Consider the following 12,948-nt stretch of genomic DNA (forward strand, 5'->3'; position numbering starts at 1 on the left):
AAGCCTCAGCGGAGGAAAAAGGCCGGAATATGTTCGTTTTTCCGCAGCCTGCTAAAGCGAACGGAAGTTCGCTTTAAGGATAGAATCAGGCCGGTTCGGGGACGCGGTCGTCGGCGACGATGCGGTTCTTGCCGGACTGCTTGGCCGCGTACATGCGCTGGTCGGCCAACTCGACCAGCTTCTCCCAGTCCACCGGACGGTCGTGGAGGTATTCGGCGACGCCGATGCTGGCGGTCTGCGGGGTTCCGTCCGGACGCTTGCCCAGGCCCCGCTCGTGCAGCCGCTCCACCGCGGTCAGGGCGCCCTGGCGGCCGGTGTTGGGCATGATGACCACAAACTCCTCCCCGCCCCAGCGGACCAGCACGTCGGACTGGCGCAGCATGGTGCGGATCGCCTCCGCCGACCGCCCGAGCTGCTTGTCGCCCTGGTCGTGGCCGAAGCGGTCGTTGATCGCCTTGAAATTGTCCAGGTCGAAGAAGATCACCGACAGCGGATGGTCCGAGCGCTGGGCGTGGGCGAACTGCAGCCGCAGAAGCTCCTCGCCGATGCGGCGGGAGAAGGCGCCGGTCAGCCCGTCGTGCGACGCCTGATCGACCAGGGCCATCATGAAGTGGAGCTGGCTCATCGCCGCCAGCGTCGCCACCACCATGATGAGCACCAGCAGCCACAGGGCGCCCAGATAGGAGGGGAACGGGAAGACCAGCGAGCCGTAGACCCCGGCCAGCATGTGCGCCGCCAGCATCGGCGTCGCGAAGGCCAGCCCCTCCAGCGCGGTCAGCGGGAAGACGCTGAGCCCCGCCACCATCACGAAGGGCAGGAAGGCGTAGCCGGCGGCCACCGCCAGCGCGCTTCCCGCGATCATGTCTTCGTTCAGCATGGGGTGCGAGGCGAGGAAGAAGATCGTCGGCACCGCCAGCAGCAGGGCCAGCCCCCGCCACGCGCTGCCCATGTCGTCGCAGATCCGGTAGCCGAGCGCCAACGCGCCGAAGGCGAAGCTGGACACCAGCCGCAGACCGGCGAGATAGCCCCACAGCGGCCAGGGGAAGATGAAGACGTCGATGACGATCCACAGCGGCGTCAGCACCGCGAACACGGCGGCGACCATGCGGACGCGGGAATGGATCAGCACGGCCCGGCGACGCTGGATGATCGGCGTGTGGCCGCCCGGATGCATCAGGTCGCGCAACTGCTCGAAGGAGAGATCGCCGCTCACCGCCTGGAATGCCCTCTCCGCGAACCGTCTGAGGAGATTAAGCGCTTGTTGATACACGCGATGCCCCCCATCGGCAACGGCAATTGCTGTGATTTCCAGGGATACGTGCGTATGCGGCGCGGCCTGTGGCATCAACGCATTTGTACGTGATTTGCCGGGACAGTCTTCCCGCCACCCGCCGCTGTCAACGCCGGATTGGTCATACCACTGGGGCAAAAGAACGCGGCGCGCATAAAAAAGGCCCGGCTGGCGGCCGGGCCTTTCTCACGGGGCGGAACGGCGGAGAACCGCTCAGTCCTTCAGGTCTTCCCAAAGCTCCTTCACCTTGGCGAAGAAGCCCTCGGACTGCGGGTGGGAGCCTTCCTTGCCGGCGTTGTCGAACTCGCGCAGAAGCTCCTGCTGCTTCTTGGTCAGGTTGACCGGAGTCTCGACGACGGCCTGGATGTACATGTCGCCGCGCTGCTGGCTGCGCAGCACCGACATGCCCTTGCCCTTGATGCGGAACTGATGGCCGGACTGGGTGCCGGGCGGCACCGTCACCTTGGTGCGGCTGCCCTCGATGGTCGGCACCTCCACCGTGCCGCCCAGCGCGGCGGTGGTCATCGGGATCGGCACCCGGCAGTGGATGTTGGCGCCGTCGCGCTGGAAGATCGGGTGCGGGGCGATGGCCAGGAAGATGTAGAGATCGCCCGGCGGCGCGCCGCGCAACCCCGCCTCGCCCTCCCCGGCCAGACGGATGCGCGTGCCGTCCTCCACGCCCGCGGGGATGTTGACCTGGAGGGTCTTCTCCTTGCGCAGACGCCCGGCGCCGCCGCAGCTCTTGCACGGGTCCTTGATGACGCGGCCCTGGCCGTGGCAGGCCGGACAGGTGCGCTCGATGGTGAAGAAGCCCTGCTGGGCGCGCACCTTGCCATGGCCCTGGCAGGTCGGGCAGGTGACCGGCTGGGTCCCCGCCGCCGCCCCGGAGCCGCTGCAGGAATCGCAGGCGACGGTGGAGGGAACGCGGACGTTGGCCGTGGTGCCCTTGAAGGCCTCCTCCAGCCCGATCTCCAGATTGTAGCGCAGGTCCTGGCCGCGGCCCGACGCGCCACCGCCGCCGCGGCGCCCGCCCATGAACTCCCCGAACATCTCGTCGAAGATGTCGGCGAAGCCGCCGCCACCGCCGCCGAAATCGAAGCCGCCGAAGCCACCGCCGCCGCCGCGCCCGTTCTCGAAGGCGCCGTGGCCGAAGCGGTCGTAGGCCGCGCGCTTCTGCTCGTCCTTCAGGACGTCGTAGGCTTCGCTGATTTCCTTGAACTTGTGCTCGGCGTCCTTGTCACCCTGGTTGCGGTCCGGGTGATACTGCATCGCCATCTTGCGGTACGCTTTTTTGATCTCGTCCGCGCTGGCGCCCTTCGCCACCCCGAGCAGCTCGTAATAGTCCTGTTTCGCCATGGGCCCCGACCGCCTTCACATACAATAGACCAATCATATCTCCGGCCCGCCACCGCAGGACGGATGACGGGCCGGACGATACTGCATGGCGCCGGGTTCTCCCGGCTGTGACACCGGAGGCAACGGGCGGCTGCCCGACGGCAGCCCGACGATTGCCTCCGGTTCCGAACGCTTACGCCGACTTCTTCTTGTCGTCGTCCACTTCCTCGAAGTCGGCGTCGACCACGCCCGGCTCGTTCGGGGCGGCACCCGCCGCACCGGCGGCGCCGGCGCCCGGGGCCTCGCCCTGGCCGGCCTTGTACATGGCCTCGCCCAGCTTCATCGACACCTGGGCCAGCGCCTCGGTCTTCGCCTTCACGGCCTCCAGATCCTCGCCGTCCAGCACCGACTTCAGCTCGGCCACGGCGGCCTCCGCGGCGGTCTTGTCGGCGGCGGGGATCTTGTCGCCGTTCTCCTTGATCGTCCGCTCGGTGGTGTGGATCAGCGCGTCCGCGTGGTTGCGGGCGTCCACCAGCTCGCGCCGCTTCTTGTCGTCGGCGGCGTGGGCCTCGGCGTCCTTGACCATCTTGTTGATGTCGGCATCCGACAGGCCGCCCGACGCCTGGATGCGGATCTGCTGCTCCTTGCCGGTGGCCTTGTCCTTCGCCGTGACGCTGACGATGCCGTTGGCGTCGATGTCGAAGGTCACCTCGACCTGCGGCACGCCGCGCGGGGCCGGCGGGATGCCGACGAGGTCGAACTGGCCGAGCAGCTTGTTGTCCGCGGCCATCTCGCGCTCGCCCTGGAAGACGCGGATGGTCACCGCGTTCTGGTTGTCCTCGGCGGTCGAGAAGGTCTGGGACTTCTTGGTCGGGATCGTCGTGTTGCGGTCGATCAGGCGGGTGAACACGCCACCCAGCGTCTCGATGCCCAGCGACAGCGGGGTGACGTCGAGCAGCAGGACGTCCTTGACCTCGCCCTTCAGCACGCCGCCCTGGATGGCGGCGCCGATGGCGACCACCTCGTCCGGGTTCACGCCGCGGTGCGGCTCACGGCCGAAGAACTGCTTCACCGCCTCGATGACCTTGGGCATGCGGGTCATGCCGCCGACCAGGATCACCTCGTCGATCTCGTTGGCCTTCAGGCCGGCATCCTTGAGCGCGGCCTTGCAGGGCTCGATCGTGCGGGCGACCAGCTCGTCGACCAGGGCTTCCAGCTTGGCGCGGGTCAGCTTGACGTTCAGGTGCTTCGGGCCGGACTGGTCGGCGGTGATGAAGGGCAGATTGACCTCGGTCTGCATGGCCGAGGACAGCTCGATCTTCGCCTTCTCAGCGGCTTCCTTCAGGCGCTGCAGAGCCAGACGGTCCTTGCGCAGGTCGATGCCCTGCTCCTTCTGGAACTCGTCGGCGAGGTAGTCGATGATGCGGGCGTCGAAGTCCTCACCACCGAGGAAGGTGTCGCCGTTGGTCGACTTCACCTCGAACACGCCGTCGCCGATCTCCAGAACGGAGACGTCGAAGGTGCCGCCGCCCAGATCGTACACGGCGATGGTGCCGGCGCCCTTCTTCTCCATGCCGTAGGCCAGAGCGGCCGCCGTCGGCTCGTTGATGATGCGCAGCACTTCCAGGCCGGCGATCTTGCCGGCGTCCTTGGTCGCCTGGCGCTGGCTGTCGTTGAAGTAGGCCGGGACGGTGATGACCGCCTGGGTCACCTTCTCGCCCAGATAGTTCTCCGCCGTCTCCTTCATCTTCTGCAGGATGAAGGCGCTGACCTGCGACGGGCTGTACTTCTTGCCGACGGCTTCCACCCAGGCGTCGCCGTTGTCGCCGGGAATGATCTTGTAGGGGACGAGGCCCTGGTCCTTCTTGGTCAGCGGATCGTCGTAGCGACGGCCGATCAGACGCTTGATCGCGAAGAGGGTGTTCTCGGGGTTCGTCACCGCCTGACGCTTGGCCGGCTGGCCGACCAGACGCTCCGCGTTCTGCGCGAAGGCGACCATGGACGGCGTGGTGCGCGTGCCTTCGGCGTTCTCGATCACCTTGGCGCTGGAGCCTTCCATGACGGCCACGCAGGAGTTCGTGGTGCCGAGATCGATGCCAATGACTTTGCTCATGTTCAGCCTCTGTTGTTCGGCAGATGCGTGGCGGCCCGTTTGGTCCGGCACCGCCGCGATCCCCTTGGGGTCGGTGGAACGGTTGGGTGGAATAACGTCTGTCGCCGGAGATATAGGCAGGTGCGTTTCGGGCTGCAACGTCCTGGTCATTCCGCCAACCGTCAAAAGACCAAAAGGTGACGCGCACGCCGGGGCATATCGTCGCGCCCTTCGATGTGCTTAAGTGCTTTTTATCAATAATACTTTTAATTAACTTTTCTTCCTCTTTTGTTGGGTACCAATTTGCGTGCGGCCCATGCTGCGCCGAAATTGGCGGCTTTACAAGCTCCTCAAACACCGCATCCAATTCTTCCTTAGTAAGATTTTCTCCGTTCTTTGTTTTTATATCATATATATCGCTATCTCCTGTAAATGATTTCCATGTTTCTTTTCCATCGGCTGACTTCATTTTCGTTTTGTATGTTTTTGTTTTATCATCGTATTTTATTAAACCATCATTTTCAAGTTTAATCAATTTATAGTCATTGCTGTACTCCAGATACTCTTCCTCTCTTTTTTTCCATTGCTCCTTAAGCGCATCTATTTCCCCTTTTTCATCCAATTTCTTCCGAAGTTTTGGATCGAGTTTCGCAATGAAGTCGTTGGCGGTTTTTCCTGGTGGTTTGAAAATGCCAACCAACCCCTTGGAACTTTCCGGTACGCCGAGAATGACGTCGAGGTCGCCGAAAGTCTTCATCTTGAGGACGTCCGGCTTGACCGGATTCCCTTTCTTAATCCATTCCAGACACTTCGCGTTGGTCGGCCGGACGCGGATAACGTAGGGAAAATTGGGATCGGTTGTCAGTTCCAGGAAGCGGGCGGCAGTGGCTTCGGTCATGCCGCCCGCTTTGGCCGCTTCCTGGATCTTCTTTTTGGTGATGCCCTTTTTCGCCAGTGCGGCAACACGGGCCTCGGTGATCTCCGGGCATTCGGTGACCGCCTTGCCGCCGACCGACTTGAATTTCTTGGAGGCGTCGAGGTCGAAGGGAAGCTGTGCCGCCGGGCGCACGGCCACCTTGGCCCTTCTCAGCAGTTTTGCCAACGTCTCGCCGTTCCGATCGGCGAGCTTCTTGGTGAGGTCGGTAATCTTCTTGCGGAGCTTCCCGATCTTCTGAACCAGACGGGCGCCTTTGGCGGTCTTGGCCAGTGCGTCGCCGGCATAGGGTACGATCGAGAGCAGCGACAGCCCGGCACCCAGCAGATCGCCGTTTTTCAGGCTCATGAACAGGCTGATGGTGTCGGAGATCGGCGTCGGGTCGAAGATGCCGGCCACATCGAGCGCCGCCTGGGCGAGCGCCTCCTGCAACTCGGCCTGGGCCTTGGCCAGTTCCTGCCGGTCCTGCTCATCCTCGAGTGACTGAAGGTTGTTCAGCGACGGCGTGCCGGTGTGGACCGCTCCCCCCCCGGAGGTAGCCGTACCGTTTTTCTCCTCAAGCTTTTTCAACGCATCGCCGTCGAGCTTCAGGGTCGTCATGCCCCGTGCTCCCAATTCGCAGCCGGCGCGTCCTCCGGCCAGGGACCGGCCTTGGCGGCGATGTCGTCGAAGACGGCGGCGGGCACGACCTCCATCATCGTTTCGATTCGTTGCGCCGGAGACAGGCGTCCGTCCGCCAGGATCGGGTTGATTTGCGGGTGGCGGTCGAACTCCCGGCCCAAGCGCAGCCCGAGGAAGACGAAGGCGGCAACATCCGCACCGTCGGTGAAGCCATAGGCGCCGGCCTGCGCCACCAGACGATCTACCCGGCGTGCAAGAGCGCCATCGGGCAGAAAGGCAAGGAGAGGAAAACGGCCTTCCACCTCTTCCATCAGCGCGGTCAGGAATTTTCCATGAGCCGTTCGAGCGAGGTGAGCAAACTGCTGCTTGCGGATGACGAGCATGAGCTTCTCGGCAAATGGCAGGGATCGGAATGCCGGTTGCACTCCAGTAAGCGCCCGGCAACATGGCTACGGCAGATCGCATACCATTATACCGTCCATCCCGCAGGCTGACGACTCATCTCGACTGCGACACGAATGCACTGCGGATGCAGTGGAGACTGCGCACGGGACACATCGCTCCGGCGAAGGCCACATCGGCAACGGGTCCATCAGATGCGCCGGAACGGAAGCCGATGGAGACCGGCTGTGGTGTTAGGCCAAAGCCCGGCGAATCCATCCTTGATCGCGGTCCGCCGAGCCACCATGGTCCGGCGATGATCGTTTCCGCCAGCTACAAGACGGACATCCCCGCCTTCTACGGGCGCTGGTTCCTCAACCGGCTGGAGGCCGGATACTGCCGCATGGTCAACCCCTACGGCGGCCAGACCCACCGCATCGGCCTGAGCCGCGCGGAGGTCGACGGCTTCGTCTTCTGGACCAAGAATCTCGGCCCCTTCCTGCCAGCGTTGGGGGAGGTGTCCGGGCGCGGCTTTCCCTTCGTCGTCCAGTACAGCGTCACCGGCCTGCCGGGCGCGCTGGAGCGCTCCGTCCCCGACGCGGAACGCGCGGTGGAGCACATGGCCCGGCTGCGCGACCGCTGGGGACCGCGCGCCGCCGTCTGGCGCTACGACCCCATCGTGACGGCAGACGCCACGCCGCTGTCCTGGCACCGCGAAACCTTCGCCTGGCTGGCCGGACGGATGCGCGGCCTGACCGACGAGGTCGTCGTGTCCTTCCTCCAGCCCTACCGCAAGACGGCGCGCAACCTGGACGCCGCCGGCGTGCCCTGGCGCGACCCGGACGCGGACGAGAAGCGCGCGCTGCTGGCCGAGCTGGCCGGCATCGCCGCGGACCACGGCATGGCGCTGACGCTGTGCACCCAGCCGGAGCTGGCCGGCGTCCCCGGCACGGCGCCGGCCCGCTGCGTGGACGCGCAACGGCTGTCCGACGTCGCCGGGCAGGCCATCGGCGCCCGGACGAAGGGCAACCGGCCGGGCTGCCTGTGCGCGGAAAGCCGCGACATCGGCGATTACGACACCTGCCCGCACGGCTGCGTCTATTGCTACGCCGTCGCCAACCGCGCCACCGCCCAGCGGCGCTTCGCCGCTCACGACCCGGCGGGCGAGTTCCTCTTTCCAAGGCGGCTGACTGGACCGGTGGGATAGACCTGTGCAGCCACCGCGTATGGCGAAAGCTATCGGCGTTGGATGCCTGCACTGTTGCTCCTAATCAAAGAAACAGTGACGGCATATCCGGAATACCCATAAAACGTTTATGGCCGATCACAAGATTTAGTCTTAAAAGTGTTTCTCATATGCCGCTTCATATGGCTGCACTGTATTTCTTGGATCATGAAATTTTGCAAATATCGTTTATAATTTTAATGTTATTTTTCAAGGGGTGTAGACTCTGGTTTTTACTGTGTCAATATGCCCCATCAATGAAACCAGGGGGCTTTGGCGATGCTCGGTATGCTTCGGAAAGATTACAAGATCACTCATAAGACGACGGCGCTGGACACCGTTCGCGCCAACATCATGATCGCCGACAATGATCTGAAGATCACTTATATCAATCCATCGGTTACATCCTTTCTTCGCCAAGCCGAAGCGGACCTGCGCAAGGAACTGCCGAACTTCAACGTCGACACCCTGGTCGGCAGCAAGATCGATGTGTTCCATAAGAATCCGGTTCACCAGCAGCGCATGTTGGGCGCCATGACCCGCCCGCACAGCGCCACCATCCGGGTCGGCAATCACCAGTTCGACCTGCTGGTGTCTCCGCTGATGAAGAACGGCCAGCGCATCGGCTTCGTCGTGGAGTGGGCCGACGCCAAGGAGCGTCTGCTGAACCTCGACTACGCCGCCCAGGTCGCGGCCATCCACCGCTCCCAGGCGGTCATCGAGTTCGACACGGACGGCACCGTCCGGACCGCCAACGAAAATTTCCTGTCCGCGTTCGGCTACCAGCTGAGCGAGATCCAGGGCAAGCACCACAGCCTGTTCATCGACGCCGAGCACAAGGCGAGCGCGGAATACGGCGCCTTCTGGGACGACCTGCGGCGCGGCACCTACCGGTCGGGCCAGTACCGCCGGATCGGCAAGCAGGGCAAGGTGGTGTGGATCGAAGGCTCGTACAACCCGATCTTCGATGAACACGGCAAGGTTGCGAAGATCGTCAAGTTCGCCACCGACATCACCAACCAGATGAACCTGCTGCGGGATCTCAAGATCCTCCTCGACCAGAATTTCGGCGAGATCGACCAGGCGATGGCGCAGTCGTCCTCCGAAGTGCGGTCGGCGTCGCTCGCCGCCGAGCAGACCTCGGCCAACGTGCAGACGGTCGCCGCCAGCGCCGAGGAGCTGGCCGCCTCGATCGCCGAAATCTCGCAGAGCATGGCGAATTCGCGCACCGCCGCCGACAGCGTCTATGACAAGGCGAACGCGGTCGGCGCCAACGCGGCGCGCCTGACCGACGCCGCCCAGTCGATGAACAGCATCGTCGGGCTGATCCAGAACATCGCCAGCCAGATCAATCTCCTGGCGCTGAACGCCACGATCGAGGCGGCGCGCGCCGGCGAGGCGGGCAAGGGCTTCGCGGTCGTCGCGTCGGAGGTGAAGAACCTCGCCAACCAGGCGGCCAAGGCCACCGAGCAGATCACCCGCGAGATCGACCTGATCCAGTCGACCTCCGCCGAGGTGGCCGGGGCGCTGGACGGAATCCGCGGCGGCATCGAGACCGTGCGCTCCTTCGTCACCGCCACCGCCTCCGCCGTCGAGGAGCAGAACAGCGTGACCCAGAGCGTGTCCGGCAACATGCAGAGCGCCGCGACCTCGGTGCAGACGGCCTCCGCCAACATCGCCGGCATTTCCACCGCGGTGGCGCAGATGTCCCAGGCGGTCGAGCGGACGCGCAGCGCCGCCGTCGTGCTGGTGCGGTGACCCGCGCCAGCACCGGGTTGGGGGTAACGGGTTACGGGCAGACCTTCTTCACGGTCTCGACCAGCTTGTCCGGGTTGAAGGGCTTGACCAGCCAGCCGGTGGCCCCGGCCTCGCGGCCGGCGGTCTTCTTGGCGGGATCGGCCTCGGTGGTCAGCAGCAGGACGGGGGTGGCGCGGTTGAGCGCGCTGCCGCGGATGGCCCGGGTCAGGGCCAGACCGTCCAGGCCCGGCATGTTCAGGTCGGTGATGATGCAGTCGAATTTCTGCCGGTTGACCTCCGCCAGACCGGCGGTGCCGTCCGCCGCCTCGGTGACGCCATAGCCGGCGTTGCGCAGCGTGAAGGCGACCATGTCGCGGATGGTCTTGGAGTCGTCGACGGTCAGAATGGTCTTGGCCACGGGTACGGTTCCCTGAATGAGCGGCGGCCTGGGACAGGCGGTTCCCTGGGACAGACGGGTCATTGTGCGCCGCGATAATTCCCGATGCGATTAGGGGAATGAGTCGCCCGGCGCAAGGTCTTCGGCATCCTGATCAACCGAAGGACGACCGTTGCGCGAAAAGGAGCGGCGCGGCAAGCCGAAGCCCCCGCGCCGCAAGACGTGCCGCCTGCCGTCCGTCTGGACGGTCAGGCTTTGGTATCGACGTGCTGGCCGCCCATTTCGTGAGGACCGGCCTTGGCGACGCCCACCATGGCCTCGCGCAGCAGGCGGCCGTGGATGGTGTAGCCGGGCTGGAGCACCTGCACGACGGTGCCGGCGGGCTTGCCGGTGTTCTCGATCTCGAACATCACCTGATGGAAGTTCGGGTCGAACAGCTCGCCGGTCGGATCGATCTTCTTGATGCCCGCACGCTCGAAGGCGGAGATGAGCTGGCGCTCCGTCGCCTCCACACCCACGGAGAGGCCCTTCAGCACATCGTCGTTCTCGCGGCCCTCGGCGGGGACGGCCTCCAGCGCGCGGCGCAGGTTGTCGGCGACCGTCACCAGCTCCTTGGCGAAGCTGGACACGGCGAACTTGCTGGCGTCCTCGCGGTCGCGCTGGGCGCGGCGGCGGGTGTTCTCCACCTCGGCCATCTGGCGCAGGAGCTGGTCCTTCAGGCTGGCAACCTCGGCCTCAAGCTGGGCCACACGATCCCCGGCACCGGCGTCCGCAGCCTTGTCCTGGGCGGCCTTGTCCTGGGCAGCCTTGTCCTGGGCGGCGTCAGTCTGCTCCATCTCGGTTTCGGCGGGCTTGTTCTGCTCTTCGCTCATGGCTCTCTCGTTGTCGTCTCTGGTCGTCGTCTGGTGAGTGGAAGCGTTGCCAAGGTCGTCACACGACAGGGCGTCACCCGACAAGGCGGCTGATGACCTTGGCTGTATAATCCACAAGCGGGATGATCCGGGCATAATTGATGCGGGTCGGGCCGATCACGCCGATGGCGCCGATCACCTGCTCGCGGCTGTTCTGGAACGGCGAGATGATCAGCGAACAGCCGGAATGGCCGAACAGCACATTCTCCGCGCCGATGAAGATCTGCACCCCGTCGCCCTTCCCGGTGGCGTCGAGCAGGCGCAGCATGGTTTCCTTGGTCTCCAGCGCCTCGAACAGGGCGCGCACGCGCTCCAGGTCCGACAGGGCGGTGACGTCCTCCAGCAGCTTCGCCTGGCCGCGCACGATGAGCTGGCCGCTGCTCTGCCCGCCGCTGCCCGCCCAGGTGGCGAGACCGGCGGAGACCACACGCTGCGACAATTCGTCCAGCTCGGTCTTCTGGTCCTCGATCTCGCGCAGCACGGCCTGCCGCGCCTCGTCCAGCGTGCGACCGACCAGCTTGGCGCTGAGGAAGTTGGACACCATCTGGAGAGTCGCGGCGGGCACGCCGACCGGCACCTCGATGACGCGGTTCTCGACCAGCCCGTCCTCGTTGACCAGCACGACCAGCGCCCGGCCGGGGGCCAGCGAGACGAACTCGATGTGCTTCAGCGGCCGGTCGGTCTTCGGCGCCACCACCAGCCCGGCGCAGTGCGACAGGCCGGACAGCAGGGTGGAGGCCTCGCCCAGCACGTCCTGCAGCGACCGCCCGGAGGAGGCGCATTTCGCCTCGATGGAGCCGCGCTCGTCCTCGCTCAGGCTGCCGATCTCCAGCAGGCCGTTGACGAACAGGCGCAGCCCGGCCTCGGTCGGGATGCGGCCGGCGGAGGTGTGGGGGGCGTAGAGCAGCCCCTGCTCCTCCAGGTCGGCCATGACGTTGCGGATGGTCGCGGGCGACAGGGCCATGCCGAGCCTCCGCGAGATCGTGCGCGAGCCCACCGGCTCGCCGGTCGCCACATAGGCGTCGACGATCAGCCGGAAGATCTCGCGGGACCGTTGGTTCAGCTCGGTGATCATGGCGGGGCGGGGACCGGGCGGTGCGGGTGGGTTGCGAAAGGAGCGTCCCGAATTTAGGCAGGTGTCGGCGCCGAATCAACGTGCGCCCCGGTTGCGCGCTGGACGGCGGGGACGGCGGACGCTAGCTTGCCGCCGATTTCAACAGATTCGCGGATCATGCCCGATGCGTCCCTCCGGCCGCGCCCACGACCAGTTGCGCACCATTTCCCTTGAGCCCCATTTCAGCAAGCACGCCGAGGGGTCCTGCCTGGTGCGGTTCGGCGACACGCACGTCCTGTGCACCGCCAGCGTGGACGAGGGCGTTCCGCGCTTCCTGAAGAACACCGGCCTGGGCTGGGTCACCGCCGAATACGGCATGCTGCCGCGCTCCACCCACAGCCGCACCGACCGCGAGGCCGCCAAGGGCAAGCAGTCGGGCCGCACCCAGGAGATCCAGCGCCTGATCGGCCGCGCCCTGCGCGCCGTCACCGACCGCGCCGCCATGGGCGAGAAGCAGATCAAGATCGACTGCGACGTCATCCAGGCCGACGGCGGCACCCGCACCGCCGCCATCACCGGCAGCTTCGTCGCCCTGCATCTGGCCTTCCAGCATCTGATGCAGATCGGCGCGCTCAAGACCATGCCGCTGACCGACCATGTGGCCGCCGTCTCCTGCGGCATTTACAAGAACGCCAGCGTCCTCGACCTCGACTACGCCGAGGATTCAACCGCGCAGGCCGACGCCAACTTCGTGCTGACCGGCCAGGGCGGCATCGTCGAGGTGCAGGGCACCGCCGAGGAGCGCCCCTTCAGCGAGCCGCAGTTCATGGAGCTGCTGGCGCTCGCCCGCAAGGGCATCGACGAGCTGGTGGCCTTGCAGAAGGCGGCGATTGCGGTGAAGTAAAGGCGTCGCCCCCTCCCACCCGCTTCGCGGGCACCCTCCCCCGCCGCCGGCGGTGGAGGGGAACAG

General features: G+C 65.4%; 11 protein-coding genes. 4 read left to right on the top strand and 7 right to left on the bottom strand.

What is annotated here, in order from left to right:
* Positions 1 to 85: 85 nt before the first annotated feature.
* The 3 genes from DXK32_RS30360 to dnaK all read right to left on the bottom strand — a co-directional run bounded on the left by DXK32_RS30360 (position 86) and on the right by dnaK (position 4,889).
* Positions 86 to 1,213, bottom strand: a complete 1,128-nt coding sequence (locus DXK32_RS30360; RefSeq protein WP_114861909.1) for a GGDEF domain-containing protein — start codon at positions 1,211 to 1,213, stop codon at positions 86 to 88.
* A gap of 291 nt (positions 1,214 to 1,504) precedes the next feature.
* The gene (gene dnaJ / locus DXK32_RS30365) at positions 1,505 to 2,647 is read right to left on the bottom strand and encodes a molecular chaperone DnaJ (RefSeq protein ID WP_114861910.1); all 1,143 of its coding nucleotides are present in this window, start codon (positions 2,645 to 2,647) and stop codon (positions 1,505 to 1,507) included.
* 172 nt (positions 2,648 to 2,819) lie between these two features.
* On the bottom strand, positions 2,820 to 4,889 hold the full coding sequence (dnaK, locus tag DXK32_RS30370; RefSeq protein ID WP_282184614.1) for a molecular chaperone DnaK: 2,070 nt from the start codon (positions 4,887 to 4,889) through the stop codon (positions 2,820 to 2,822).
* A gap of 412 nt (positions 4,890 to 5,301) precedes the next feature.
* On the opposite strand from dnaK, the gene DXK32_RS30375 reads away from it, so the two are divergent.
* Positions 5,302 to 6,135, top strand: a complete 834-nt coding sequence (locus tag DXK32_RS30375; RefSeq protein WP_114861912.1) for a hypothetical protein — start codon at positions 5,302 to 5,304, stop codon at positions 6,133 to 6,135.
* Between the two features lie 113 nt (positions 6,136 to 6,248).
* Here the strand turns inward: DXK32_RS30375 and DXK32_RS32460 are convergent, their stop codons facing one another.
* Entirely contained in the window at positions 6,249 to 6,656 is a 408-nt protein-coding gene (locus DXK32_RS32460) for a hypothetical protein (RefSeq protein ID WP_162801421.1), read from the bottom strand.
* A 314-nt stretch (positions 6,657 to 6,970) separates the two neighbouring features.
* Between DXK32_RS32460 and DXK32_RS30385 the strand changes: the two genes are divergently transcribed.
* On the top strand, positions 6,971 to 7,861 hold the full coding sequence (locus DXK32_RS30385) for a DUF1848 domain-containing protein (RefSeq protein ID WP_114861914.1): 891 nt from the start codon (positions 6,971 to 6,973) through the stop codon (positions 7,859 to 7,861).
* A gap of 306 nt (positions 7,862 to 8,167) precedes the next feature.
* Positions 8,168 to 9,637 (top strand): methyl-accepting chemotaxis protein, encoded by a 1,470-nt coding sequence (locus DXK32_RS30390; protein ID WP_247877417.1) that lies wholly within the window; start codon positions 8,168 to 8,170, stop codon positions 9,635 to 9,637.
* Between the two features lie 31 nt (positions 9,638 to 9,668).
* On the opposite strand, the gene DXK32_RS30395 is transcribed toward DXK32_RS30390, so the two are convergent.
* The 3 genes from DXK32_RS30395 to hrcA all read right to left on the bottom strand — a co-directional run bounded on the left by DXK32_RS30395 (position 9,669) and on the right by hrcA (position 11,999).
* The gene (locus tag DXK32_RS30395) at positions 9,669 to 10,034 is read right to left on the bottom strand and encodes a response regulator (protein WP_114861916.1); all 366 of its coding nucleotides are present in this window, start codon (positions 10,032 to 10,034) and stop codon (positions 9,669 to 9,671) included.
* 227 nt (positions 10,035 to 10,261) lie between these two features.
* Complete coding sequence (gene grpE / locus DXK32_RS30400; RefSeq protein ID WP_114861917.1) at positions 10,262 to 10,885, bottom strand: nucleotide exchange factor GrpE; 624 nt, start codon at positions 10,883 to 10,885, stop codon at positions 10,262 to 10,264.
* Between the two features lie 73 nt (positions 10,886 to 10,958).
* Entirely contained in the window at positions 10,959 to 11,999 is a 1,041-nt protein-coding gene (gene hrcA, locus DXK32_RS30405) for a heat-inducible transcriptional repressor HrcA (RefSeq protein ID WP_014239022.1), read from the bottom strand.
* A 163-nt stretch (positions 12,000 to 12,162) separates the two neighbouring features.
* On the opposite strand from hrcA, the gene rph reads away from it, so the two are divergent.
* Positions 12,163 to 12,882 (top strand): ribonuclease PH, encoded by a 720-nt coding sequence (gene rph / locus DXK32_RS30410; protein ID WP_114861918.1) that lies wholly within the window; start codon positions 12,163 to 12,165, stop codon positions 12,880 to 12,882.
* Positions 12,883 to 12,948 lie beyond the last annotated feature (66 nt).

Origin of the sequence: Azospirillum brasilense, assembly GCF_003349955.1 — a bacterium.
Taxonomy (GTDB): Bacteria; Pseudomonadota; Alphaproteobacteria; order Azospirillales; family Azospirillaceae; genus Azospirillum; species Azospirillum brasilense_B.

Bases quoted from the DNA above. Each gene is read 5' to 3' on its own strand.
- DXK32_RS30385 (WP_114861914.1), top strand. From the start codon at position 6,971: ATGATCGTTTCCGCCAGCTACAAGACGGACATCCCCGCCTTCTACGGG.
- grpE (WP_114861917.1), bottom strand. From the start codon at position 10,885: ATGAGCGAAGAGCAGAACAAGCCCGCCGAAACCGAGATGGAGCAGACT.
- DXK32_RS30390 (WP_247877417.1), top strand. From the start codon at position 8,168: ATGCTTCGGAAAGATTACAAGATCACTCATAAGACGACGGCGCTGGAC.
- hrcA (WP_014239022.1), bottom strand. From the start codon at position 11,999: ATGATCACCGAGCTGAACCAACGGTCCCGCGAGATCTTCCGGCTGATC.
- rph (WP_114861918.1), top strand. From the start codon at position 12,163: ATGCGTCCCTCCGGCCGCGCCCACGACCAGTTGCGCACCATTTCCCTT.
- dnaJ (WP_114861910.1), bottom strand. From the start codon at position 2,647: ATGGCGAAACAGGACTATTACGAGCTGCTCGGGGTGGCGAAGGGCGCC.
- dnaK (WP_282184614.1), bottom strand. From the start codon at position 4,889: ATGACCAGGACGTTGCAGCCCGAAACGCACCTGCCTATATCTCCGGCG.
- DXK32_RS32460 (WP_162801421.1), bottom strand. From the start codon at position 6,656: ATGCTCGTCATCCGCAAGCAGCAGTTTGCTCACCTCGCTCGAACGGCT.